Source organism: Gemella haemolysans (assembly GCF_012273215.1).
Lineage (GTDB): Bacteria > Bacillota > Bacilli > Staphylococcales > Gemellaceae > Gemella > Gemella haemolysans_A.
In genome coordinates this window covers 1,026,012-1,050,390 of the sequence record NZ_CP050965.1, presented here as the reverse complement: position 1 = coordinate 1,050,390, position 24,379 = coordinate 1,026,012, and the positions used below count along the sequence as shown (strand labels likewise).

General features: G+C 33.0%; 18 protein-coding genes, 2 rRNA genes and 1 other RNA gene. 19 read left to right on the top strand and 2 right to left on the bottom strand.

Going from position 1 to position 24,379, the window contains the following annotated elements; genetic code table 11:
• Positions 1–76: 76 nt before the first annotated feature.
• From FOC48_RS04925 to FOC48_RS04890, 8 genes are all read left to right on the top strand, one after another.
• The gene (locus tag FOC48_RS04925; protein ID WP_003146864.1) at positions 77–1,744 is read left to right on the top strand and encodes an Rqc2 family fibronectin-binding protein; all 1,668 of its coding nucleotides are present in this window, start codon (positions 77–79) and stop codon (positions 1,742–1,744) included.
• A gap of 28 nt (positions 1,745–1,772) precedes the next feature.
• Complete coding sequence (locus tag FOC48_RS04920) at positions 1,773–2,480, top strand: AzlC family ABC transporter permease (protein ID WP_003146863.1); 708 nt, start codon at positions 1,773–1,775, stop codon at positions 2,478–2,480.
• Complete coding sequence (locus FOC48_RS04915) at positions 2,467–2,793, top strand: AzlD domain-containing protein (RefSeq protein WP_003146861.1); 327 nt, start codon at positions 2,467–2,469, stop codon at positions 2,791–2,793. Before FOC48_RS04920 ends, FOC48_RS04915 begins: the two co-directional genes overlap by 14 nt.
• Before the next feature lie 167 nt (positions 2,794–2,960).
• Positions 2,961–3,581, top strand: coding sequence for a guanylate kinase (gene gmk, locus FOC48_RS04910; protein ID WP_003146860.1), 621 nt, complete (start codon positions 2,961–2,963; stop codon positions 3,579–3,581).
• Positions 3,582–3,590: 9 nt separating this feature from the next.
• Entirely contained in the window at positions 3,591–3,788 is a 198-nt protein-coding gene (gene rpoZ, locus FOC48_RS04905; protein WP_003146858.1) for a DNA-directed RNA polymerase subunit omega, read from the top strand.
• Between the two features lie 54 nt (positions 3,789–3,842).
• Positions 3,843–4,234, top strand: an RNA gene (gene rnpB / locus FOC48_RS04900) — RNase P RNA component class B.
• A gap of 56 nt (positions 4,235–4,290) precedes the next feature.
• The gene (locus tag FOC48_RS04895) at positions 4,291–5,418 is read left to right on the top strand and encodes a THUMP domain-containing class I SAM-dependent RNA methyltransferase (protein ID WP_003146857.1); all 1,128 of its coding nucleotides are present in this window, start codon (positions 4,291–4,293) and stop codon (positions 5,416–5,418) included.
• Positions 5,419–5,495: 77 nt separating this feature from the next.
• Positions 5,496–5,999: an RrF2 family transcriptional regulator gene (locus FOC48_RS04890; protein ID WP_003146856.1), complete on the top strand. Its 504-nt coding sequence runs from the start codon at positions 5,496–5,498 to the stop codon at positions 5,997–5,999.
• A 40-nt stretch (positions 6,000–6,039) separates the two neighbouring features.
• On the opposite strand, the gene FOC48_RS04885 is transcribed toward FOC48_RS04890, so the two are convergent.
• On the bottom strand, positions 6,040–6,486 hold the full coding sequence (locus FOC48_RS04885) for a flavodoxin (protein ID WP_003146855.1): 447 nt from the start codon (positions 6,484–6,486) through the stop codon (positions 6,040–6,042).
• Between the two features lie 287 nt (positions 6,487–6,773).
• Here FOC48_RS04885 and FOC48_RS04880 point away from each other — a divergent pair, with 287 nt between their 5' ends.
• The 9 genes from FOC48_RS04880 to FOC48_RS04840 all read left to right on the top strand — a co-directional run bounded on the left by FOC48_RS04880 (position 6,774) and on the right by FOC48_RS04840 (position 18,595).
• Positions 6,774–8,174, top strand: coding sequence for a cation:dicarboxylate symporter family transporter (locus FOC48_RS04880; protein WP_003146854.1), 1,401 nt, complete (start codon positions 6,774–6,776; stop codon positions 8,172–8,174).
• A 169-nt stretch (positions 8,175–8,343) separates the two neighbouring features.
• Positions 8,344–10,227, top strand: coding sequence for a tRNA uridine-5-carboxymethylaminomethyl(34) synthesis enzyme MnmG (mnmG, locus tag FOC48_RS04875; RefSeq protein WP_003146852.1), 1,884 nt, complete (start codon positions 8,344–8,346; stop codon positions 10,225–10,227).
• Complete coding sequence (rsmG, locus tag FOC48_RS04870; protein WP_003146851.1) at positions 10,220–10,933, top strand: 16S rRNA (guanine(527)-N(7))-methyltransferase RsmG; 714 nt, start codon at positions 10,220–10,222, stop codon at positions 10,931–10,933. Before mnmG ends, rsmG begins: the two co-directional genes overlap by 8 nt.
• Before the next feature lie 207 nt (positions 10,934–11,140).
• A complete protein-coding gene (locus FOC48_RS04865; protein ID WP_003146850.1) occupies positions 11,141–12,187 on the top strand; it encodes a PTS sugar transporter subunit IIC in 1,047 nt (348 codons plus the stop codon).
• 153 nt (positions 12,188–12,340) lie between these two features.
• On the top strand, positions 12,341–13,273 hold the full coding sequence (locus tag FOC48_RS04860; RefSeq protein ID WP_003146849.1) for a ketopantoate reductase family protein: 933 nt from the start codon (positions 12,341–12,343) through the stop codon (positions 13,271–13,273).
• Positions 13,274–13,406: 133 nt separating this feature from the next.
• Positions 13,407–13,766: an Asp23/Gls24 family envelope stress response protein gene (locus FOC48_RS04855; protein WP_003146848.1), complete on the top strand. Its 360-nt coding sequence runs from the start codon at positions 13,407–13,409 to the stop codon at positions 13,764–13,766.
• 11 nt (positions 13,767–13,777) lie between these two features.
• Positions 13,778–15,427 carry a DAK2 domain-containing protein gene (locus tag FOC48_RS04850; protein WP_003146847.1) on the top strand — a complete coding sequence of 550 codons (1,650 nt, stop codon included), beginning with the start codon at positions 13,778–13,780 and terminating at the stop codon, positions 15,425–15,427.
• Positions 15,428–15,558: 131 nt separating this feature from the next.
• On the top strand, positions 15,559–16,092 hold the full coding sequence (locus FOC48_RS04845) for a CvpA family protein (RefSeq protein WP_003146845.1): 534 nt from the start codon (positions 15,559–15,561) through the stop codon (positions 16,090–16,092).
• A gap of 163 nt (positions 16,093–16,255) precedes the next feature.
• Complete coding sequence (locus FOC48_RS04840) at positions 16,256–18,595, top strand: endonuclease MutS2 (protein WP_003146843.1); 2,340 nt, start codon at positions 16,256–16,258, stop codon at positions 18,593–18,595.
• A 33-nt stretch (positions 18,596–18,628) separates the two neighbouring features.
• On the opposite strand, the gene FOC48_RS04835 is transcribed toward FOC48_RS04840, so the two are convergent.
• Complete coding sequence (locus tag FOC48_RS04835; RefSeq protein WP_003146841.1) at positions 18,629–19,138, bottom strand: GNAT family N-acetyltransferase; 510 nt, start codon at positions 19,136–19,138, stop codon at positions 18,629–18,631.
• A gap of 575 nt (positions 19,139–19,713) precedes the next feature.
• On the opposite strand from FOC48_RS04835, the gene FOC48_RS04830 reads away from it, so the two are divergent.
• Positions 19,714–21,270, top strand: a 16S ribosomal RNA gene (locus FOC48_RS04830).
• 208 nt (positions 21,271–21,478) lie between these two features.
• Positions 21,479–24,361 (top strand): 23S ribosomal RNA (locus FOC48_RS04825).
• Together the 16S and 23S rRNA genes form the textbook arrangement of a ribosomal RNA operon.
• Positions 24,362–24,379: the final 18 nt, after the last annotated feature.

Here is a 24,379-nt window from a genome sequence, read left to right as displayed (position 1 = left end):
TGGTTTTCATATACACATAGAAAGATATGTGATATAATTTTAAGATATATATTGAATTAGAATTAGGAGGAGAAAAATGGCATTCGATGGTTTTTTTGTAAGAAAGATGGTAAAAGAATTAGAAGAAACTATATTACAAGGGCGAATAAATAAAGTAAATAATCTATCAACAGATGAGTTCGTCTTTTCAATCAGAAAAGGGAAAAATTTAAAATTATTTCTATCAGCAAATCCAAGTGCATCTAGAATACAATTAACTAATAATAGTTATGAAAATCCTTCAACACCATCAAATTTTTGTTCTGTACTTAGAAAATACTTAACAGGTGGGATAATACAAGAAATAAAGCAAGTAAATAATGATCGTGTTTTGGTTTTTAAAATTAAAAATTTTGATGACCTTGGATATGAGAAATACTATTATTTAATAACAGAACTAATGGGGAAACATTCTAATATTATTTTAACAAATGAAGATAATATTATACTTGAATCATTGAAAAATAGTTATAGTCTTGAATTTAAACGATCTACAATTTCAAACATGGCTTATACTTTACCTCCTACTAAAGAAAAATATGATCCATTCGACTTTGACAAATATAAAAATTTAGAATTTGAGAATAAAGATAACAAGTTTTTAATGAAAAATTTCTATGGTGTTTCTGCTTTATTGAATAAGTATTTCGAAAAAAATTCTGAGTTGGATTTGAAAAATGCTTTTCTAAACTTCTGTGAGGAATTTGATAAGTATAATAAGCCTATTTTGATTGAAGAAAATGGTAAAAAGGATTTTTACTTCTTTGAAGTTAAAGAGTATAGTAAAGAGTTTGATTCGTTATCACAATTGCTTGATTACTATTATATGGATATAGCTAGAGAATCAATTAATAAGAATACTGACAGAAAACTATTTAATTTTATTAATACAAAAATAAATAGACTAAATAAAAAGGTAAGAATACTAGAAAGTGAGCTTATTCAAGCTGAAAATAGAGATGATTACAAATTAAAAGGTCAGCTATTGATTTCTAATATTTATTTATTTAAAAGAGAGATACCAGAAACAGTAACGTTGCAGAATTTTTATAGTGAAGATTTGTCTGAAATTAAGATAGAATTAGATCCGAATTTAACTATTGAAAAAAACTCGGAGAAATATTTTAATCTTTATAAAAAGAATAAGAGAACCATTGAGAATCTAATTGAACAAATAGAGATAGCTAAAGAAGATTTAGGATACTTTGAGACGATAAAATTCCAACTTGAAAATGCGGATAAAACAGATATAGCAGAAATTAAAGAAGAATTGATTGCTAATGGTATTTTAAAAGAAAAGATAAAAATTAATAAGAAAAAGAACAAGAGTAATTATTTTATTATTTATCATAATGAGACAGCAATATATGTTGGAAAGAATAATCTTCAAAATGATACTATTACAAATAAATTAGCAAGACGTGACTATTTATGGTTTCATGCAAAAGATATTCCAGGTAGTCATGTTGTAATTTTTGATAATAATCCAAGTGAAGATACAATAGAAGTTGCATCAATGTTAGCAGCATACTATTCGAAGTTTAAAAATGAAGAATATGTTAATGTTGACAGAACATTAATAAAAAATGTGAAAAAAATATCTGGTGCTAAACCTGGATTAGTGACGTATACAGGACAAAAAACTGTTAAGCAAAAGATAGATAAAGATCTTATTGGACAACTTTTAACAAATGATAAAAATTAAATATTAAACATCAAAGGAAGGTGAGTATATGGATGATAAATTAGATGTAAAAACAGCTATAAAAGATACATTACCAACCGTATTTGGATATATAGGTATAGGTTTGGCATTTGGAATTATAGCTAGTTCAGTGGGGATTAGTCCTTTCTTTGTAGGAGCAATGTCATTATTTATTTATGCAGGAGGAGCTCAATTTATTACAGTGAGTATGCTCTCAAGCGGTGCTCCTATACTTTCAATCGTTCTAGCAACATTTCTAATTAATTCGAGGATGATATTAATGAGTATGGCCATAGCTCCATTTTTTAAACGTTATAGTGTATTTAAGAATATAGTAATAGGTACTTTTTTAACAGATAAGAGTTTTGCTTTAGGAATGAATAAGCAAAACTATACAAATGGAAATCTTACTTATGAATGGTTTAATGCAGCAAATTTAATATCTTATTTTACATGGTTTACTTCATCAGTTGCAGGAGCATTATTAGGGGGAATAGTTAAGGATCCTAAATCTCTTGGTTTAGATTTTGCTTTAGTAGCAATGTTTATAGGATTATTATATTTACAAGTTCTTTCAGACTTTACTATAAAGAAAAAGGTCCAGTTTATTGTAATTATTGTCGTGTTATTTTTGGTATATTTTGGAATGATTTTTATTCCGAGTAATGTATTGATAATAGTAGTTACTTTAATAGGATGTGCGATAGGAGTGGTATTAAAGAATGTTATCAACTAGTTATATTCTCTTAACAATATTGGGATGTACAATTGTAACATGGCTATCAAGAGTACTTCCATTTGTACTATTGAAAAAATTTGATCTACCAAAAGCGATAATTGAGTATCTTAGTTTTGTACCAATTGTAATAATGTCAGCATTGTGGTTTGATAGTTTATTTATACAAAAAATTGGGGAATTTCCTCAAATCAATTATGAAAACCTATTAGCATCTTTGCCTACAGTAGTTAGTGCTATTATTTCAAAAAGTCTTCTCGTTATTGTTGTGGTTGGAATATTATCTTCAGGGATAATAAGATATGCTTTTTAGGAAGATATAAATAAAGAATTAGAAGTAAACTATACTAGAAAATTGAGAATTTTGAGAAAATATAAGTAAATTAATTTTCAACTTAAATATACATGTTTATAGTTTAAATTTTTTCCGATTTATGGTATTATAAAAGGATAATAAAACTTAATAGAAGGATACGAAAAATGGAGAAAGGATTACTAATAGTTCTTTCAGGACCTTCAGGAGTAGGTAAAGGTACTGTAAGAAAAAGAATTTTTGAAAGTAAAGATGTTGACTTCGAATATTCAATTTCAATGACATCAAGAGGCATGAGACCTGGTGAAGAAGATGGAGTTGATTATTTCTTTAAGACAAAAGAAGAATTTGAAAGTTTAATTCAACAAGGTGAATTATTAGAATATGCCCAATATGTCGACAATTATTATGGAACTCCCGTTAAGTACGTTAGGGAGACGATGGAAAAAGGAAAAGATATATTTTTAGAAATTGAAGTTCAAGGTGCTGAGAAAGTTAAAAGTAAAATCCCAGATGCCTTATTTATATTTTTAGCTCCACCAAGTATTGCAGATCTTAAAGATAGATTAAAAGGTCGTGGTACAGAAAGCGATGAAGTAATAGAATCACGTATAGCTAAAGCAAAAAAAGAAATTAATATGATGCATCTATATGATTATGTAGTAGAGAACGATGAAGTAGATAAAGCTGTAGAAAGAATCAAAGCAATTATACTTAGTGAACATTTAAAACGCGAACGTATAGAGATGAAATATAGAAGAGCATTATTAGAATTAGAAGAAATGTAGGAGAAGAAGATGTTATATCCAAAATTAGATGTATTAAAATCAAAAGTAAATTCAAAATATATGTTAGTTTCATTAGCAAGCAAAAGAGCAAGAGAATTATTTGCAAACCCTGAAACAGCAAAATTAGATAAATATACTTCTCACAAAGAAGTAGGTAAAGCATTAGAAGAAATTGCTGAAGGGAAAATTTCTGTTTTAGAAAAATAGTTTAAAATATTGTTTACAAAATAATATTTTTAGTATAAAGTAGTATAAGTGTTTTTCTTTGAGTGATCGCGGCAGAAATGCTGAGGAAAGTCCATACTCACACAGGCTGAGATGCTTGTAGTGTTCAACGCTAAACGAAAAAATAAGTTTAGGCACCTTATGGTGACGGCAGAAAATATAACCTAAGTAGTTTTCTATATGGTTATATGTCTTGAAAGTGCCACAGTGACGGAGTTCTTATAGAAATATAAGAAGTGGAACGCGGTAAACCCCTTGAGTGAGCAATTCAAATTTTGGTAGAAGCACTTATTCCGCAGAAATGAATGTAGGAATAGGATATATATATATATATATATATATATATTTAGACAGATGATCACAGCTATTTTTACGAGAGTAGACTAGTCTCGTTTGAGTAAGATAGATACAGAATATGGCTTATGATAAGAAAAACAACTAGTTCTAGGGGCTCTTAGGAGCCTCTTTTTTTAAGGAGGAAGAGATGAAATTTAATTTAGTAGCAACAACCCCAATGGGAATTGAAGCAATAGTAGCTAAAGAAGTTCAAGAGTTAGGTTATGAGACAAAAGTAGAAAATGGAAGAGTTTATTATTCTGGAGATAAAAGAGCGATAGTTCGTTCAAATCTATGGTTAAGATGTGCTGACAGGGTAAAAATCGTTGTAGCACAATTTCCAGCGTATACTTTTGAGGAATTATTTGAAAAAACTAAAGCAATCGAATGGGATAAATATCTTCCAGTAGATGCTAAGTTCCCTGTAGATGGACGTAGTCATAAGTCTATATTATTTAGTGTTTCTGACTGTCAGTCTATTGTAAAAAAAGCAATTGTAGAAAAAATGAAAAAGAGTTATGGAGTTACAGGATGGTTAACAGAAACTGGTGCTAGATATAGATTAGAGATAATTATGTTGAATGATATTGCAACTATCCTACTAGATACTTCAGGAGATGGACTTCATAAACGTGGATACCGTGCTAAACAAGGTACTGCACCGTTAAAAGAAACACTAGCAGCAGCAATGGTTAAATTAACTAACTGGAAAGGTGAAACACCATTATATGACTTGTTCTGTGGATCTGGAACATTATTAATAGAAGCGGCTATGGCAGCTCAAAATATGGCTCCTGGTATTAATAGAAACTTTGACTTTGAAAAGTGGCCATGGATGCCAAAAAGTCTTGTAGATGAAGAAAGAAATAAGGCAGAAGATCTTATTGATTATGATAAAGAATTAGAACTATATGGTTCTGATATTGATCCTAAAATGATTGCGACGGCTGAAAATAATGCTGAGGAAATTGGACTTGCAGGAGTAATTAAGTTCAAACAAATGTCGGTATTTGACTTTGTGGCAAAAAAAGAAACTGGATGTGTAATTGCAAACCCACCTTATGGTGAACGTCTTGGTGAGAAAAAAGAAGTAGAAGCAATGTATAAGTTTTTAGGAACTGAGCTTAAAAATAAGAAACATTGGTCACTTTATTTATTAACATCTCATAAAATGTTTGAACATTTATATGGAAAAAAAGCAACAAAAAGAAGAAAACTTTTTAATGGTTCCATTGAATGTACCTATTATCAATACTGGGGAGAAAAATTAAGATAACATTTGACAATTATAAAAATATATCATAAAATAAGGATGTAAGTAGAGTTATATTAAAAAGAAAAGAGGTTGAGTTTATGCATTTAACAAAGAGTACTGAACAAGCAATCTGTATAATGGTTATGTTATACCTTCAAGATAGACATGTTTTCTTGAATTCTAAGGAAATAAGCCAGCGTTTAAATATTTCTCCAACATATCTGAAAAAAATTATGAGAAAATTGGTTGTCAATGATCTAGTAAAAGCTAACACTGGTATTGGCGGGGGATATAAATACAAGTCAAATAAAAAAGTTACTTTATATGATATATATGTAGCGCTAAATGACGAAGTAGAAATTTTTGCACTAAAAACAGACTATGTTTCAAAAATTTTTGAAGGTGCTTTAGCGGTAGATAAACGTTATAGTAAATACTTGAAAAAGGTTAATACTGTGAATAAAGCGATTAAAGCTTCATTAGAAGAAATTACAATCGAAAATTTAGTTGAGGATATTCTTGAAGAAAATTCTAAGATAAGATTAGATTGGAATAATTGGGAAGACGAATTTGAAAGGGTTAATGTTTTCTTTAAAGGATAAATAAAAAAATGGTTATGATTTATCATAACCGTTTTTTTTATTATAGAGCGCTAGCGAATGCTTCAATAAATTTATCAATGTTTTCGAAATCTTCATCAGTATCTGCTTCAATTTCAATTTTAAGATTTTCAGTTGGATTAGTAGCACCAGTTTTAGCGATTTGCTCATCGAATTGATCTACACAAACACAGTACTCATCGTAGATAGTATCACCAGTTCCAATAACCCCGTAGATTTTTCCTTCATAGTTTTTATCTGCTAATGCTTCGTAAAATTCTTCCATTTCTTCAGGAAGTTCACCTTCACCATATGTATAACTTGCAACGATAAAAGCATCTGCATCATCTAGAAAATCAAAATCTTCCATGTCTTCGATAAATAGTTTTTCTATTTCTAGACCTTTTTCTTCTTCGAATTTTTCTATTATTAAATCAGATAACATTTCAGTATTACCTGTTAAACTTGCGTAAACTAATTTAATACTCAAAAAAATCCCTCCATTCTATTAATATATAAATAATAACTAATCATTATTATAACTTATTAAAAATATTAAGTAAATAAAAAGAATTTATAAAATATATTTTTTTGAGCAAAACTATTGAAAATTTCTGAAAATTGTAGTTTAATTTAAATATCTTTTACATTACGGAGGTACAATATGGAAAAAGGTCATTATCTTTTCCATTCTATCTGTAGATGGAGTAAAATTTAAGATTAAAATTTTACAAAATAAAAAAGAAGATGAGTAAAAACTCATTTGGAGGATAGAAAATGGAAAACAAATTTACATTTTTTGAGAAATTTATTATGATTTCTACAAAAGAAACATTATTATTTTTAGTAGTACTTTTTGCGTTATTTTACTTAATGTATTATTTAGCAAAAAAAAGAGTTAGTTCTTCAAAAAGAACGTTATTATCAACAGCAATAGGTTTACTTCTAGGGATTGGTATACAAGCATATTCAGGATTTAGTGATGAACCGATGAAGATTAAATATGTTGCTGAAACAACTACATGGTATTCATTATTTGGGAATGGATTTATTGATTTAATTAAAATGTTAATCGTACCATTAGTATTAGTTTCAATTATCAATGTAATTGTAAATATTAATGCTAATACTGATGTTAAAAAATTAACAAGATTAACACTGATTATTACATTAGGAATGGTTGCAATAAGCTCTATAGTTGGTTTTGTAGTTTCTGCAGTATTTAAACTTGGAAGTAGTTCTATTGTTTTAGGTAATGGGGATAGTAAAATTAAAGAAGTAAAAAATGTTGTTACAATTATTCGAGAATTAATTCCTTCAAATCCTATTAAAGCAATGGTTGACTTTAATGTAATTGGTGTAGTAATTTTTGCGATGTTTATCGGACTAGCTGCAAGATATATTCAAAATAAAGATGAAAGTAAAGTAAAAACTTTCATAGACTATATTGCTAATTTACATGCTATTGTATCTCGAATGACAGTACTAATAATTAGATTATTACCTTATGCTGTAATTCCGTTACTAGCTAACACAATTGCACAAAGAGGATTAAAATCAATTAAAGATGTATTATTATTTATCGGATTATTATATGTAGCAGTAGTAATTCAATTTGTAATTCAAGGATTATTCTTATTACTACATGGTGTTTCACCTGTTACATATTTTAAAAAAGCAAGTAAGCCATTAGTTTTAGCATTTACTTCACGTTCAAGTGCGGGTACATTACCTTTAACTATTAATACTTTAACTAAAGAAATGGGAGTTAATCAGTCAACAGCAAACTTTGTTGCTTCGTTCTCTTCTACAGCGGGAATGCAAGGATGTGCTGGTATTTATCCAACAATGTTAGTAGTATTTTTAGCTAATGCAAATGGAATAACAATTGATGCAACATTATTTATTATGACTGTTATTGTAGTAACATTAGGTTCTGTAGGTATCGCAGGGGTTCCTGGTACAGCAATTACAGCTGCCTCAGTTTCAGTTAACGGAGTAGGTTTTGGAGCATTATTCAATCAAATTAACCCAATTTTAGCAGTTGACCCAATTTTAGATATGGGACGTACTTGCTTAAATGTTAGTGGTGGTATGACAAACTCAATAATGGTTGATAAACACTTAGGTTTATTTAATAAAGATAAATTTTATGAGTTTGATAAAGTAACAGAATAAATAATTTAAATCGTAGTACGAAAGTGCTACGATTTTTTTATGAACATAGGTATATTATTAGTGTTTTTCTTCTCGATATGATAATATTATAAAGGTAAAAATTTAGTAATATATCAAAATTTTGGTCAAAGCATTATTTTGCAATTACGTTAAAATATATGGAGGTACTATGACTGAATTTTTAAAAGAATATGATGTTATTGTAATTGGAGGAGGACATGCCGGAATTGAGGCAGCACATGCTTCAAGTAGAAAAGGTGTTAAAACTCTAATGATTACAATTAATTTAGATACTATTGGGTTTATGCCGTGTAATCCGAGTGTGGGTGGACCGGCAAAAGGAATTGTTGTACGTGAAGTAGATGCACTTGGTGGTCTAATGGGACGAGTAGCTGATAAGACTAATATTCAAAGTAAAATGTTAAATACAGCAAAAGGGCCAGCAGTTCGTGCACTAAGAATGCAATCTGATAAAGTTGAGTATCAATTAGAGATGAAGAGAATTTTAGAAGATACTCCAAATTTAGATATTGAGCAAGCAATGGTACGTGAACTTATTATTGAAGATAATAAAGTAGTTGGATTAAGAACTATGCTTGGAACAGCGTATAAAGCAAAAACAATTATTATAACTACAGGTACATATTTACGTGGTGAAATTGTAATTGGAGATATTAAATATTCTTCTGGACCAAATCATCAAATGCCATCTATCGATCTTGCGAAACAATTAGAAGAATTAGGATTTGACTTAGTTAGGTTTAAAACTGGGACACCACCAAGGGTTAATGCGGATAGTGTAGATTTTTCTAAAACAGCAATTCAACCAGGTGATGAAGAAGAACATGCATTTAGTTATGAAACTAAAGAATTTGTTAAAGATCAAGTACCATGTTGGTTAACTTATACAAATTCAACAACACATGAAATTATCGATAAGAACTTAGGACGTTCAGCTATGTATTCTGGAGTGATTAAAGGAACAGGACCAAGATATTGTCCAAGTATTGAAGACAAATATGTTCGTTTTAACGATAAGGAAAGACATCAACTTTTCTTAGAACCAGAAGGTAGAAATACGAAAGAAATATATGTACAAGGTCTGTCTACTTCGTTACCAGATGATGTTCAACGTGACATGGTACATAGTATTGCTGGTCTTGAAAATGCAGTAATTATGCGTAATGGGTATGCGATTGAATACGATGCAGTAAATCCAACAACACTATGGCCAACATTGGAAACAAAATTAATTGACGGGTTATTTACTGCGGGTCAAATTAATGGTACGAGTGGTTATGAAGAAGCAGCAGGTCAAGGTATTATGGCTGGAATAAACGCCGCTTGTAAAGTGCTTGGTGAAGAGCCGATGATTCTAGGTCGTGATGAAGCATATATTGGAGTTCTTATTGATGACCTAGTAACAAAAGGAACAAATGAGCCATATAGACTTTTAACTTCAAGAGCAGAACATAGATTATTATTACGTCATGACAATGCTGATATGCGTTTAACTGAAAAAGCTTATAACTACGGTTTAGTAACTAAAGAGAGATATAATAAATTCTGTGAAAAACGTAAGATGGTTGCTGACGAAATTGAAAGACTTAAAACTTTCAGAATAACTCCAACAGCTGCTACTCTAGAAAAACTAGCAGAATTAAATAGTGCGGAAATTCGTGACGGTATTTTGGCGATTGATATGCTAAGACGCCCAGAATTAAGCCATGCAAATGTTCTATATTTAGCTAATGATGATACAGTTCTTCCTAAAGATGTAGTAGAGCAAGTTGAAATCGAAGTTAAATACGAAGGTTATATTAAAAAATCTCTTCAACAAGTAGAAAAACTTAAGAAGATGAATGAGATGAAAATACCTACAGATCTGAATTATGATGAAGTACCAAGTTTAGCTTTAGAAGCAAGGGAAAAACTAAAAAAAGTATTACCATTAACTATTGGTCAAGCATCTCGTATCTCAGGAGTTAATCCAGCGGATATTTCTATTTTATTAGTATATTTAGAACAACGTAGAGGAACAAACAATGAATAAAGAACAGTTTTATGCTGCAGTAAAAGAAAAGGTAGGAATAGAATTATCAGAGCTTCAAAAAGAGCAGTATAGTAAATATTATGATTTAGTAGTTGAATGGAATCAGAAGATAAATCTTACTGCTATTACCGAAGAAGATGAATTTTATACAAAACACTTTTTTGATTCAATTTCACTAGCTTTCTATAAAGATTATTCTAATATTGAAAGTATTTGTGATGTGGGAAGTGGAGCAGGATTTCCTTCAATCCCATTGAAAATATTATATCCAAATTTAAAAGTTACGATTGTTGATTCGTTAAACAAGAGAATTAAGTTCTTAAATTTAGTAAAAGATGAACTAGGACTTAGTGATTGTAATTTTGTTCATGCTAGGGCAGAAGAATTTGGACAAAATAAAGACTACAGAGAAAGTTTTGAAATCGTAACTGCTAGAGCGGTAGCAAGATTAAATGTATTAGCTGAATTGTGTTTACCGTTAGTAAAAAAAGGTGGATATTTCTTAAGTTTAAAAGCACAAAAAGCGGAAGAAGAGACGAAAGAAGCGATTAATGCAATAAAACTTCTAGGTGGAAAGTTAGAACAAGATTTAGAATTTGATATTGAAGGTGAGGAGCGTCATATTTTAGAAATAAGAAAAGCTAAAGAGACACCTAACAAATATCCTAGAAAAGCAGGTACACCGAATAAAAAACCATTATTATAGTGTAATTTTGTGATGAAATAAAAGTATTATAAAAGTAGCTAAATATCATTTTATACCTAATGATGTTAGCTGCTTTTTAATTTGTATACGCTTTACATAATAAAATAAAGAAAAAATAGATAAATTTTCAAAAAATTCTTTACTTTTGTTTGATTTTATATTATTATATTTATTATATTCATTAAAAACAAACAAAGGAGGATGTATATGACAAAATCAGTAAGGGATTTTCTTAATATTATTTTAAACGGTACAGCTTTAGGAGTTGTTGCAGGATTAATTCCAAATGCAGTTCTAAGTACATTATTTAAATATTTAGGAACATTATTTGCACCTGGATTATTCACTACATTAACTCAAGCGATGTATTTATTACAATTTGCAATTCCAGTTTTAGTAGGAGTTATTGTAGGGCAAAGTTTAAAATTCAAACCATTAGAGTCAGCAGTATTAGGAGCGACAGTCTTAGCAGCAAGTGGATCTTTAACTTTTAATGCACAAGCAAAAGCATGGACTGGGGTTCCAATGGGAGATTTATTTAACGTCATTTTAATTACAATTATTGGAGCTTTAGCAATTAACCTTGTTAAAGATAAATTCGGAGCTGTTACAATTATTTTCTTACCAATCACTGGAGGATTAGTAGCAGCGTTAGGATTAGTAACATTACCATATACTAAGAGTTTAACTAAACTTTTAGCATCGATCATTTTTGAATTTACAACATTACAACCAGTGTTAATGTGTATTTTAATAACGATGACATTTTCGTTCTTAATCGTTACACCTGTATCAACAGTTGCGATGGGATTAATACTATTTTCTAATGAAAACTATGTGGGGGCAGGAGCTGCAACATTAGGATTAGTTTCAGCAGCAGCGGTACTAGCTATCGGTACTTATAGAGCGAAAAGTAAAGGTGCTAGTGTGGCTATTATCTTAGGTGCAATCAAACTTATGATGCCAAACTGTGCACGTAAACCACAGTTACTATTAACAATTTTAACAACAGCAGCAATCACAGGACTTTCAGGATATTTCCTAAAAATTCTTGGGACACACGAGAGTGCAGGATTTGGTATTATCGGTTTAATCGGACCTTCTAAATCATACGCAATGAATAATGGTAACTTATTACCAGTGTTATTGGCATTCTTCGTAATTCCATTTACAGTTGCATTTTTAGCAGATAGATTTTATTCTGATGTATTGAAATTATATAAGAAAGATGCATATAAACCAGAAAATCTATAATTTATAGTATATAAAAAATAACTTAACAAATTCGTTTTTTAAGAGATGTTTTTGTTAGGTTATTTTAATTATTTATATTGATTTGATAACACATTGACAAAGTTATTTTATAGTTATAAAATTAAGGTAGAATACGCTTTAAGGAGATTAATTATGAAAATATTATTTGCAGGAGCAGGAGCTCTTGGTTCAAGATTTGGGTATATGTTATTTAAAAATAATGAAGATGTAACATTTGTAGATTCTTGGGAGGAACATGTAAGAAATATTACTAATAATGGATTAAAAGTTATAATTGATGAGGTGGATTTAGGTAATTATTATATACCGACATATCATCCTGATCAAGTTAGAGGAAAATATGATGTAGTTTTTGTTGCAACTAAATCTATGCAATTAAGAGCTATGCTAGAAAAAGTTAAACATTTATTTCACGATGATACTAAAATCATTTGTATTTTAAATGGTTTAGGTCATGTTGAGACTTTAAAAGATTATATAAAAGAAGAGAACATTCTTATTGGTGTAACAGTGTGGACTAGTGGACTAGGAGGTCCTGGTGTATTAAATGCTCATGGAACGGGAAAAATAGAGTTAAAACAAGTTAAAGAGATTAACTTAGATGAAACTTTGAAACTTGTAGATAGATTAAATGATGCGGGATTAAATATTAAATATTCGGCAGATACATATCAATCAATATGGCATAAAGCTGGTTTAAACTGTGTGTTAAATACTTTTTGCACACTTATTGATTGTAATATTAATCAGTATGGAAGCTATGATAAGAATTTAGAATTAACAAGAGCGGTTTTAAATGAAATTACAGCTGTAGGTAAAGCTGAAGGGATTGATATTAATCAAGATGTAATTGAAAATAATATAAAAAATTGTTTTCCTTTAGAGACTGCTGGAGCACATTATCCATCATTATATCAAGACATGAAGAATGGTCGTTTGACGGAAATAGATTATCTTAATGGAGAAATTTCAAGACTTGGAAAAATTCATAATATTCCTACACCAGTGTGTGATGTCATTACATTAATGATTCATTCTAAGGAATTTATTAATAATAATAAATAATATTAGCAATATAAAAGGGATACTAAAAGGCTCTAAGTAAAGAATTATCAATGTTTCACTTGTATTTTTCTGTTAAAAAAGGTATAATAGTTCGTATGTTCAGTTGACTATTTTTAAAATAGGAGGAAAAGATATGTCATTAGAAATTAATAATGAATATGGTCATGTTTCTATTAGTGATGATGTAATCGCATCAGTTGCAGGTGGTGCAGCTGTAAGTTGTTACGGAATTATAGGAATGGCTAGTAAAAATCAAGTTAAGGATGGAATTACAGAAATTTTACGTAAAGAAAATTACGCAAAAGGAATAGTAGTAAAAAAAGATGAAGAAAAACTTGTAATTGATTTATATATTATAGTTATGTATGGAACAAAAATTTCAGAAATAGCTAACAATGTTCAATCTTCAGTAAAATATCAAATTGAAAAAACTTTAGGTGTCAAAGTTGATGAAATCAACATTTATATTCAAGGCATCAAGGTAAATAAATAGGAGGAAAGATAGTGGAGAAAATTAACGGACTCGTTTTAGCTGAAATGATTGATTTAGGATCAAAAAATTTAGCTAAAAATGCAGAAAAAATAAACTCATTAAATGTTTTCCCTGTACCAGATGGTGATACAGGAACAAATATGAACCTTTCAATGTCATCAGGTGCTAAAGAAACAGCTGCAAATGTTGTAGAAAACATCGGTGAATTAGGTAAGTCTTTTTCTAAAGGATTATTAATGGGAGCACGTGGAAACTCAGGTGTTATCCTTTCTCAACTATTTAGAGGAATGTCTCAGCACATAGCTGATAAAAAAGAAGTTAATGCTAAAGAGTTTGCAGTTGCTATTCAAAATGGTGTGAGTATTGCTTATAAAGCGATTATTAAACCAGTAGAAGGAACTATTTTAACAGTAGCTCGTGAAGCAGCGGAAGCTGGACTTAAAGCAGCTGAAAATACTACATCAGTAGTAGAAGTAATGGAAGCAATCTATGTTGAAGCTCAAGCTTCACTAAAAAGAACTCCGGATTTATTACCAATTCTAAAAGAAGTTGGTGTAGTAGACTCAGGAGGTCAAGGGCTTGTTTGTGTATATCAAGGTTTCGTAGCTGCACTTAAAGGTGAAAAAATTGAAGGATTAGAATCTGTAGAGACTAATGTTGTTGATATGCAGTTTGAAGATGATCACGATATGGACTTTATGTCTCCAGAAGATATCGTGTATGGATTCTGTACAGAATTTACTGTTCGTCTTGATAAAGAGAAAAAAGATTTCAACGAAGATAAATTCCGTGAAGATATGAGTAAATTTGGAGATTCTCTTCTAGTTATTTCTGATAGTGAGTATGTAAAAATTCACGTTCACACAGAAACTCCAGGAGATGTATTCAATTATGGTCAACAATATGGAGAACTTATCAAGATTAAATCTGATAATATGAGAGAACAGCACCGTGAAGTTCTAAGAAAACAAGAAGCTAAACAAGCGACTACTCCAAAAGAACTAAAAGAACAAGCAATGATTTCTATCTCTATGGGAGCTGGATTAAGTAAAGTATTAACTTCTATGGGAGTTGATTATATCGTGGAAGGTGGACAAACTATGAATCCATCAACTGAAGATATAATGAAAGCAATTAAAGAAGTTAACGCTAAGAACATTTTTATCTTCCCTAATAATAAAAATATCCAACTTGCAGCAAAACAAGCTGCTGAGTTAGCTGAGGAAAATGTTTTTGTTATTGAAAGTAAAACAGCGCCTCAAGGTTTAGCTGCGGTTATGGTGTTTAATCCTCAAGCTTCAGCTGATGAAAACTTCGCTAATATGCAAGAAGTATTATCAACAGTAAGTACTCTGGAAGTAACACATGCTGTTCGTGATACTAATATCGAAGGTGTTGAAATTAAAAAAGATGAATTCATGGGAATTAAAGATGGAAAAATAGTGGTTTCTAACTTATCTCTGAATACAGTATTAGAAGAATTATTAGAAAAATCTATTGATGAAGATAAAGAAATTGTAACTCTTTACTTAGGTGAAGAAAGTACAGAAGAATATACTGATTTCTTAGAACAATTAATAGAAGAAAAATACCCTGACGTAGAAGTAGAACTTATAGAATCAGGACAACCGGTATATCCATACATTATCGGAGTTGAATAATAATTTAAATTTTTTAAAAAAGTAGCATTAGTCTAAAATAGATTAATGCTACTTTAAAGTTGGTAGATTAAAATACTTATATATTAATTATAAGTCATTAAGAAATAGATAACGATTTGAAAGGAGAAAAAATGGTTGATATAATTATTGCATTATTATTAGCTGCGGGAGCATATTTAGGATACAAACGTGGATTAATCATGCAAATATTCTATTTAGGAACAATAGTGATTGGTTATGCAGTATCTATGTTATTTAGTTCAAGATTAGCGTATTTGTTTACGAGTATGATCCCGATTCCAACAGATGTTACGGAAGGGCTTGAGGGAATATATAAAGGTCTTAATATTCCAACAGCATATTATCGTATAGTATCATTTATCGTATTATTTATTGTTATTCGATTAATAATACAAATTTTAGCTCAAACATTGGGCGTTATTAGAAAATTACCATTAATAAAAACGACTGATAGATATCTTGGTGCTATACTAGGATTCGTGGAGATTTACTTGATTGTGTTTGTAGTACTTTACCTTGTAACGGTATTGCCTGCTCCAGATTGGAAGATAGCGATATTTAAAGATTCTACATTACCAGATTATATAATTCAAAATACACCAGTATTATCAAAGCAGTTTATTAGTTTATTCTTTAATAAATAAAATTAGATTCGGGGTTCCTGAGGTGCTCCGAATTTTTTCTATTATGTGAGTAAGAAGTCGATTTTAATCAAAAGAAATTGTTTAATACTTTTATTTAGTGTATAATAGTTTGTGTTATAAAAAGATAAAGCATGTAAATATAGATTGAAGGAGTGAGATTAGATTGAATAAAATTACTCAAAAGAAAATTAATTTAGACTTAGTATTAAAAGATGTAGAAAAATACTGTTTTTCAGAGCTATCATTTGAAAAAATAAAAAATTTAGAGTATATTACAAATTTTGATAAATTAGTCGAAGTACATAAGGAGAATGAAGAGGGATATGATCTTCTTAGAAAATACCCAAACGAATTCAAATTAAAAATATTTGATTATAATTCTAGTGTTAAAAAGGCAAAAATTGATAGTGTACTGTCAGAAAAGGAACTTTTTTATATATTAAGAAATATTATAACTTATGATAGATTCTCAAGAAGATTTGAAAATATAAAATTACACGAACATTCTAATTATCCAAGTTTAACAAAATATGTTGTTAAATTAGATGATTTTAGCGATTTGGAAAGATATTTAGATAGAATAATAGATGAAGATGGATATATAAGACCAGATGCATCACTTGAATTAAAAAATATAAAAGTAAATATTTCTAAGTTGAAAAATAAGAGTGATCAGATACTAAAAAATATTCTTCGTTCAAATGTAAAAAAATTAACAGAAGCAATTGTAACAAAGAGGAATGATCGTGATGTAATTTTAGTAAAACCCGAATATAAAAATGACTTTGGCGGGATAATACATGATGAGAGTGCCTCAGGAAATACATTTTACGTTGAACCAAAAGAAAATGTAGAGATTAATAATGAAATAGGAATTCTAAAACGTAAGGAAAAAGAAGAAATTCTTAGAATACTAAAAGAAGCATCTGAAGTAATTAAAGAAAAAGCAGATGAACTTATAAATTCTCTTTGGAACTTTTCTCAAATAGAGTTTATATTTTCAAAAATGAATTTTTGTGCTAGAAATGGCTTTAATAAACAAAACATAGTAAATTCACAAGAGCTTAATCTAAAGAAAGCATATAATCCTTTAATTGATAAAGACGTAGTTGTGAAAAATGATGTTATTCTAGATAATAAAGGAAATTCACTAATAATTACTGGTCCTAATACTGGTGGTAAGACTGTAATTTTAAAGACAGTTGGATTATGTGTGTACTTATCACATCTAGGATTTTATATTCCAGCATTAGAGGAATCAACAGTCGGATTTTTTGAAGATGTATTTGTAGATGTAGGTGATGAACAGTCTATTGAAAATAACTTATCTACTTTTTCTTCTCATATGACTAATATTATTAATATACTAAATAAAACGAATAACAAGAGTTTGATACTTCTAGATGAGTTGTGTTCAGGAACAGATCCTAGTGAGGGGGCAGTACTTTCTATTGCATTACTAGAAAAATTCAAAAAAATGAATGCAACTATATTATGTACAACTCACTATCCAGAAATCAAAAATTATTGTTTTGAGTCTGAGTATTATAAAAATTCTTCAATGGAATTTGATTTTGAAAAATTAAAACCAACCTATAGATTTATTATTGGGTTACCAGGGAAGTCTAACGCGATTAATATATCAGCTAAACTAGGTTTAGAACAATCAATTATAGATGAAGCAATTTCATTATTGGAAGTAAATACAAAAGAAAATAATCTATTTATTGATAAACTTTCTGAAAGTATCAGAGAATATGATTATAAATTAGAGTATATAAATAAAACACTAGATGAGATAGATGATGTAAAACAAACTCTAGATACCAATCTACAAAAATATGAAGAGTATAGAGAAAGTTTATATAATGATTTAAGTGTAGAACTTAATAGAGAGATTGAAGAGAAGAAAGCAGAAATGATTGAGATTTATAAAGAGTTTAAAGATAGTTCTTCGTTAAAACAGCATGAAGTTAATGAATTGCTGCATACTATGGATAGAAGTAAAAATAATATTAAATTTCATAAAAAACTACAAAACCAACCTAAGTTTGACAATAGTGAAATTAGAGTTGGAGATGATGTATTAGTATTAGGTTATAATCAAAGAGCGACAGTTTTAGAAATTTCAGGAAATACGTTACAGATAAAAATGGGTGCTATGAAACTAAATATTAAGAAAAAAGAAGTTAGAAAAATAGACAGTGAACCTGAAGTGACTACTAGATACGTGAGCACAAGTAGTGTTAGCAGCAAAAAAGTAGGTATTGATATTAATGTAATAGGATTAAATACAGAAGAAGCTATAAGGGAAATAGAAGATTATATGGATAAAGTAATACTTCAAGGATATGACACATTTACTATAATACATGGTTTAGGTTCAGGTATACTTCGTAAAAATATAGGTGAATATCTAAAAAATAATAGATATGTAGCTAGCTATAGAACCGGAGGTCAAAACGAAGGTGGTATGGGAGCTACTGTAGTCGAGATGAAATAGAAAGGTTAAGTTGGATTAAATTCCAACCTAACCTTATTTTTTATATATCCAATATCTTAATGTAGTTCTAGTTTCTTCTATTATTTCATTTTCTAAAATACCACCGCATGATTCTATAGTGCGTTTTGAGGCAATATTCTTTTTATCACAGGTAATTAAGATTTTCTCTAGGCCAAGTGAAAATAAAAAATCTGCTGTATAAGATAACATCGCTTTAGCATATCCTTTTCTTCGCTGTGACTTTCTAACACTATAGCCTATATGGCCACCGAAGTTTAATAAGTAGTCATTCAGTTTATGCCTTGCGTTAATAATACCAATGATTTTATCATTATCTAAAGCGAAAAATGTATGAGCAGTGACAAAACCAGGAGTTACTGATTCTTTATATTTAGTATCTTCTGTAAATTGTACCCATTCAGGGACAGATAAATCAGTTATATTTGCTGCACCATGAATGATTTCATTATTAAGAACAAATTCTTCTTTGTAATCTGATATTTGTTCAAAAGTAACATCTTTAGGTTCTTTAAAATAAATCATAAATAATCCTCCTTGAAGTGTTTAATTATATAATATCACAATAAAATTTGATTATAAATAGCAAATAGAAAGAAATATTGAAATAAAAATGAAAAAATATGAAAATTAATGTTGACAAGTAATAAAGTTGATGATAGAATAGTAAAAGTCTTCTCAAGAAGAAGACGAACAATATAAGATTTCTAATAATTAAAAGTTAAGAAAATATAAAAAACTTCTTGACAAAATAAAAAAGAAATGATAAACTTATAAACGTCTTGAAACAAGACAACGCTTATTATTTCAACGAAGTAAACGGTTAACAAGTTCAAAAAAATATAAAAAACTTCTTGACAAACATTCGAAGAAATGATAAAATAATTAAAGTCTTCTAATGAAGACGAAAAAACATTTTTAAAAAAAGTTCTAAAAAAGACTTGACAAAGAAATTTAAAAATGTTAAAATATAAAAGTTGTTAATCACAACGATTTGAACATTGAAAACTAAACGAATTAAGTCAACGTTAATTCCAAAAAAGGACAGTTTTAAAAAGAAACTATAAAACTTTTTAATGAGCTAATCAAGCTAACAAATTTATTTGGAGAGTTTGATCCTGGCTCAGGACGAACGCTGGCGGCGTGCCTAATACATGCAAGTCGAGCGAAGTTTTTCTGGTGCTTGCACTAGAAAAACTTAGCGGCGAACGGGTGAGTAACACGTAAAGAACCTGCCTCATAGACTGGGACAACTATTGGAAACGATAGCTAATACCGGATAACAGCATTAACTGCATGGTTGATGTTTAAAAGTTGGTTTTGCTAACACTATGAGATGGCTTTGCGGTGCATTAGCTAGTTGGTGGGGTAAAGGCCTACCAAGGCGACGATGCATAGCCGACCTGAGAGGGTGATCGGCCACACTGGGACTGAGACACGGCCCAGACTCCTACGGGAGGCAGCAGTAGGGAATCTTCCGCAATGGGCGAAAGCCTGACGGAGCAACGCCGCGTGAGTGAAGAAGGATTTCGGTTCGTAAAGCTCTGTTGTTAGGGAAGAATGATTGTGTAGTAACTATACACAGTAGAGACGGTACCTAACCAGAAAGCCACGGCTAACTACGTGCCAGCAGCCGCGGTAATACGTAGGTGGCAAGCGTTGTCCGGAATTATTGGGCGTAAAGCGCGCGCAGGTGGTTTAATAAGTCTGATGTGAAAGCCCACGGCTCAACCGTGGAGGGTCATTGGAAACTGTTAAACTTGAGTGCAGGAGAGAAAAGTGGAATTCCTAGTGTAGCGGTGAAATGCGTAGAGATTAGGAGGAACACCAGTGGCGAAGGCGGCTTTTTGGCCTGTAACTGACACTGAGGCGCGAAAGCGTGGGGAGCAAACAGGATTAGATACCCTGGTAGTCCACGCCGTAAACGATGAGTGCTAAGTGTTGGTCTCATAAGAGATCAGTGCTGCAGCTAACGCATTAAGCACTCCGCCTGGGGAGTACGACCGCAAGGTTGAAACTCAAAGGAATTGACGGGGACCCGCACAAGCGGTGGAGCATGTGGTTTAATTCGAAGCAACGCGAAGAACCTTACCAAGTCTTGACATACTGTGAGGACACAAGAGATTGTGTTGTTCTGACCTTTGGTTAGACACAGATACAGGTGGTGCATGGTTGTCGTCAGCTCGTGTCGTGAGATGTTGGGTTAAGTCCCGCAACGAGCGCAACCCTTATATCTAGTTGCCAGCAGTAAGATGGGGACTCTAGATAGACTGCCAGTGATAAACTGGAGGAAGGTGGGGATGACGTCAAATCATCATGCCCCTTATGACTTGGGCTACACACGTGCTACAATGGATAGGAACAAAGAGAAGCGAGCTCGCGAGAGTAAGCAAACCTCACAAAACTATTCTCAGTTCGGATTGTAGTCTGCAACTCGACTACATGAAGCTGGAATCGCTAGTAATCGCGAATCAGAATGTCGCGGTGAATACGTTCCCGGGTCTTGTACACACCGCCCGTCACACCACGAGAGTTTGTAACACCCGAAGACGGTGGCCTAACCTTTTAGGAGGGAGCCGGTCACGGTGGGACAGATGATTGGGGTGAAGTCGTAACAAGGTAGCCGTATCGGAAGGTGCGGCTGGATCACCTCCTTTCTAAGGATAAGGAATACGTTGATAATTCGTTTAGTTTTGAGTGTTCAAAGAATACTCAAGCACAATGAAAACTGAATATATATATTAGATCAAAAATAATTTTCTATAAATTAAAAACAGATTTACAAAACCGAGAAAAAAGTAAGTAAGTTGTAAAACTTATTCACAAAGAGTTCAAGGAAAAGAACGAAGCGTAAAAGCTACACACGATTAAGTAGTAAAGGGCGCACGGAGGATGCCTTGGCACTAGGAGCCGATGAAGGACGTGACAAACGACGAAATGCTACGGGGAGCTGTAAGTAAGCAAAGAGCCGTAGATATCCGAATGGGGGAACCCACCGTTTTTAAAAGGGCGGTACGCGAAAGCGAGGTAACGCAGGGAACTGAAACATCTAAGTACCTGTAGGAAGAGAAAGAAAAATCGATTTCCTTAGTAGTGGCGAGCGAAAAGGAAGGAGCCCAAACCAATGTGCTTGCATATTGGGGTTGTAGGACTCTCAACAAATCGTATGACGAAGTATAGTAGAACAAGCTGGAAAGTTAGACCGTAGAAGGTAAAAGTCCTGTATACGAAATGCTAAGTTGGCGAGAGAGAGCACCTGAGTACGGCGGAACACGAGGAATTCCGTCGGAATCTACCAGGACCATCTGGTAAGGCTAAATACTACCTAGTGACCGATAGTGAACCAGTACCGTGAGGGAAAGGTGAAAAGAACCCCGGGAGGGGAGTGAAAGAGAACCTGAAACCGTGTGCTTACAAGTAGTCAGAGCCCTTTCGGGGGTGATGGCGTGCCTTTTGTAGAATGAACCGGCGAGTTACTTTATCATGCGAGGTTAAGTGGAAGACATGGAGCCGAAGCGAAAGCGAGTCTTAATAGGGCGAAATAGTATGATGGAGTAGACCCGAAACCAAGTGATCTACCCATGGCCAGGTTGAAGTTTAGGTAACACTGAATGGAGGACCGAACCAGGACACGTTGAAAAGTGTTTGGATGAGCTGTGGGTAGCGGAGAAATTCCAATCGAACTTGGAAATAGCTGGTTCTCTCCGAAATAGCTTTAGGGCTAGCCTCGTTGTGAGTTTACTGGAGGTAGAGCACTGTTTGGACTAGGGGCCCATCCCGGGTTACCGAATTCAGACAAACTCCGAATGCCAGATAAATATCAACGGGAGTCAGACTGCGGGTGATAAGGTTCGTAGTCGAAAGGGAAACAGCCCAGACCGCCAGCTAAGGTCCCAAATTGTATGTTAAGTGGAAAAGGATGTGATGATGCACAGACAACCAGGATGTTGGCTTAGAAGCAGCCACCATTTAAAGAGTGCGTAATAGCTCACTGGTCGAGTGACATCGCGCCGAAAATGTACCGGGGCTAAACATACAACCGAAGCTGCGGATATAACTAATGTTATATGGTAGGAGAGCGTTCTAACATCATAGAAGCTGAGCTGTAAGGCGAGGTGGAGAGGTTAGAAGTGAGAATGCCGGTGTGAGTAGCGAAAGATAGGTGAGAATCCTATCCACCGAATGACTAAGGTTTCCAGAGGAAGGCTCGTCCGCTCTGGGTAAGTCGGGACCTAAGGTGAAGCCGAATGGTGAAGCCGATGGACAACAGGTAGAAATTCCTGTACCACCAAATATCGTTTGAGAGAAGTGGGGACAGAGGAGGCTAATTGATCGTCCTGATGGAATAGGACGTCTAAGCACAAAGGTTGAGTAGTAGGAAAATCCGCTGCTTGTAAGACTGAAGTGTGATGGGGAGCGAAATATAGTAGCGAAGTCAATGAAGCCAAACTCTCAAGAAAAGCCGCTATCGAGATAAGAGGTGCCCGTACCGCAAACCGACACAGGTAGTTGGGAAGAGAATTCTAAGGTGAGCGAGAGAACCATCGTTAAGGAACTCGGCAAAATGACCCCGTAACTTCGGGAGAAGGGGTGCCTACGAGAGTAGGCCGCAGTGAATAGGCCCAAGCGACTGTTTAACAAAAACACAGGTCTCTGCAAAACCGTAAGGTGAAGTATAGGGGCTGACGCCTGCCCGGTGCTGGAAGGTTAAGAGGAGTGCTTAGCGTAAGCGAAGGTATGAATTGAAGCCCCAGTAAACGGCGGCCGTAACTATAACGGTCCTAAGGTAGCGAAATTCCTTGTCGGGTAAGTTCCGACCCGCACGAAAGGCGTAACGATTTGGGCACTGTCTCAACGATGGACTCGGTGAAATCATAGTACCTGTGAAGATGCAGGTTACCCGCGACAGGACGGAAAGACCCCATGGAGCTTTACTGTAGCTTGATATTGAATTTTGATGCAGTATGTACAGGATAGGTAGGAGCCTAAGAATCATGCACGCCAGTGTATGAGGAGGCGTTGTTGGGATACTACCCTTGCTGTATTGAAATTCTAACCCTCGGCATAGAAAACCGGGAGACAGTGTCAGGTGGGCAGTTTGACTGGGGCGGTCGCCTCCCAAAGAGTAACGGAGGCGTTCAAAGGTTCCCTCAGAATGGTTGGAAATCATTTGCAGAGTGTAAAGGCACAAGGGAGCTTGACTGTGAGACTTACAAGTCGAGCAGGTGCGAAAGCAGGACTTAGTGATCCGGTGGTTCCGCATGGAAGGGCCATCGCTCAACGGATAAAAGCTACCCTGGGGATAACAGGCTTATCTCCCCCAAGAGTCCACATCGACGGGGAGGTTTGGCACCTCGATGTCGGCTCATCGCATCCTGGGGCTGTAGTCGGTCCCAAGGGTTGGGCTGTTCGCCCATTAAAGCGGTACGCGAGCTGGGTTCAGAACGTCGTGAGACAGTTCGGTCCCTATCCGTCGTGGGCGTAGGAAATTTGAGAGGAGCTGTCCTTAGTACGAGAGGACCGGGATGGACGTATCAATGGTGTACCAGTTGTCACGCCAGTGGCATAGCTGGGTAGCTAAATACGGAAGGGATAAGAGCTGAAAGCATCTAAGCATGAAGCCCCCCTCGAGATGAGATTTCCCACGGATATTAAGACCCCTTGAAGACGACAAGGAGAATAGGTTAGGAGTGTAAGCACGGTAACGTGTTCAGCTGACTAATACTAATAGGTCGAGGACTTAATCAAGTGAAAGTTCTTTGAAAG

Bases quoted from the DNA above. Each gene is read 5' to 3' on its own strand.
- FOC48_RS04895 (WP_003146857.1), top strand. From the start codon at position 4,291: ATGAAATTTAATTTAGTAGCAACAACCCCAATGGGAATTGAAGCAATA.
- FOC48_RS04845 (WP_003146845.1), top strand. From the start codon at position 15,559: ATGGTTGATATAATTATTGCATTATTATTAGCTGCGGGAGCATATTTA.
- FOC48_RS04920 (WP_003146863.1), top strand. From the start codon at position 1,773: ATGGATGATAAATTAGATGTAAAAACAGCTATAAAAGATACATTACCA.
- FOC48_RS04925 (WP_003146864.1), top strand. From the start codon at position 77: ATGGCATTCGATGGTTTTTTTGTAAGAAAGATGGTAAAAGAATTAGAA.
- FOC48_RS04915 (WP_003146861.1), top strand. From the start codon at position 2,467: ATGTTATCAACTAGTTATATTCTCTTAACAATATTGGGATGTACAATT.
- rsmG (WP_003146851.1), top strand. From the start codon at position 10,220: ATGAATAAAGAACAGTTTTATGCTGCAGTAAAAGAAAAGGTAGGAATA.
- FOC48_RS04835 (WP_003146841.1), bottom strand. From the start codon at position 19,138: ATGATTTATTTTAAAGAACCTAAAGATGTTACTTTTGAACAAATATCA.
- FOC48_RS04860 (WP_003146849.1), top strand. From the start codon at position 12,341: ATGAAAATATTATTTGCAGGAGCAGGAGCTCTTGGTTCAAGATTTGGG.
- rpoZ (WP_003146858.1), top strand. From the start codon at position 3,591: ATGTTATATCCAAAATTAGATGTATTAAAATCAAAAGTAAATTCAAAA.
- FOC48_RS04855 (WP_003146848.1), top strand. From the start codon at position 13,407: ATGTCATTAGAAATTAATAATGAATATGGTCATGTTTCTATTAGTGAT.
- gmk (WP_003146860.1), top strand. From the start codon at position 2,961: ATGGAGAAAGGATTACTAATAGTTCTTTCAGGACCTTCAGGAGTAGGT.
- FOC48_RS04880 (WP_003146854.1), top strand. From the start codon at position 6,774: ATGGAAAACAAATTTACATTTTTTGAGAAATTTATTATGATTTCTACA.
- mnmG (WP_003146852.1), top strand. From the start codon at position 8,344: ATGACTGAATTTTTAAAAGAATATGATGTTATTGTAATTGGAGGAGGA.
- FOC48_RS04890 (WP_003146856.1), top strand. From the start codon at position 5,496: ATGCATTTAACAAAGAGTACTGAACAAGCAATCTGTATAATGGTTATG.
- FOC48_RS04865 (WP_003146850.1), top strand. From the start codon at position 11,141: ATGACAAAATCAGTAAGGGATTTTCTTAATATTATTTTAAACGGTACA.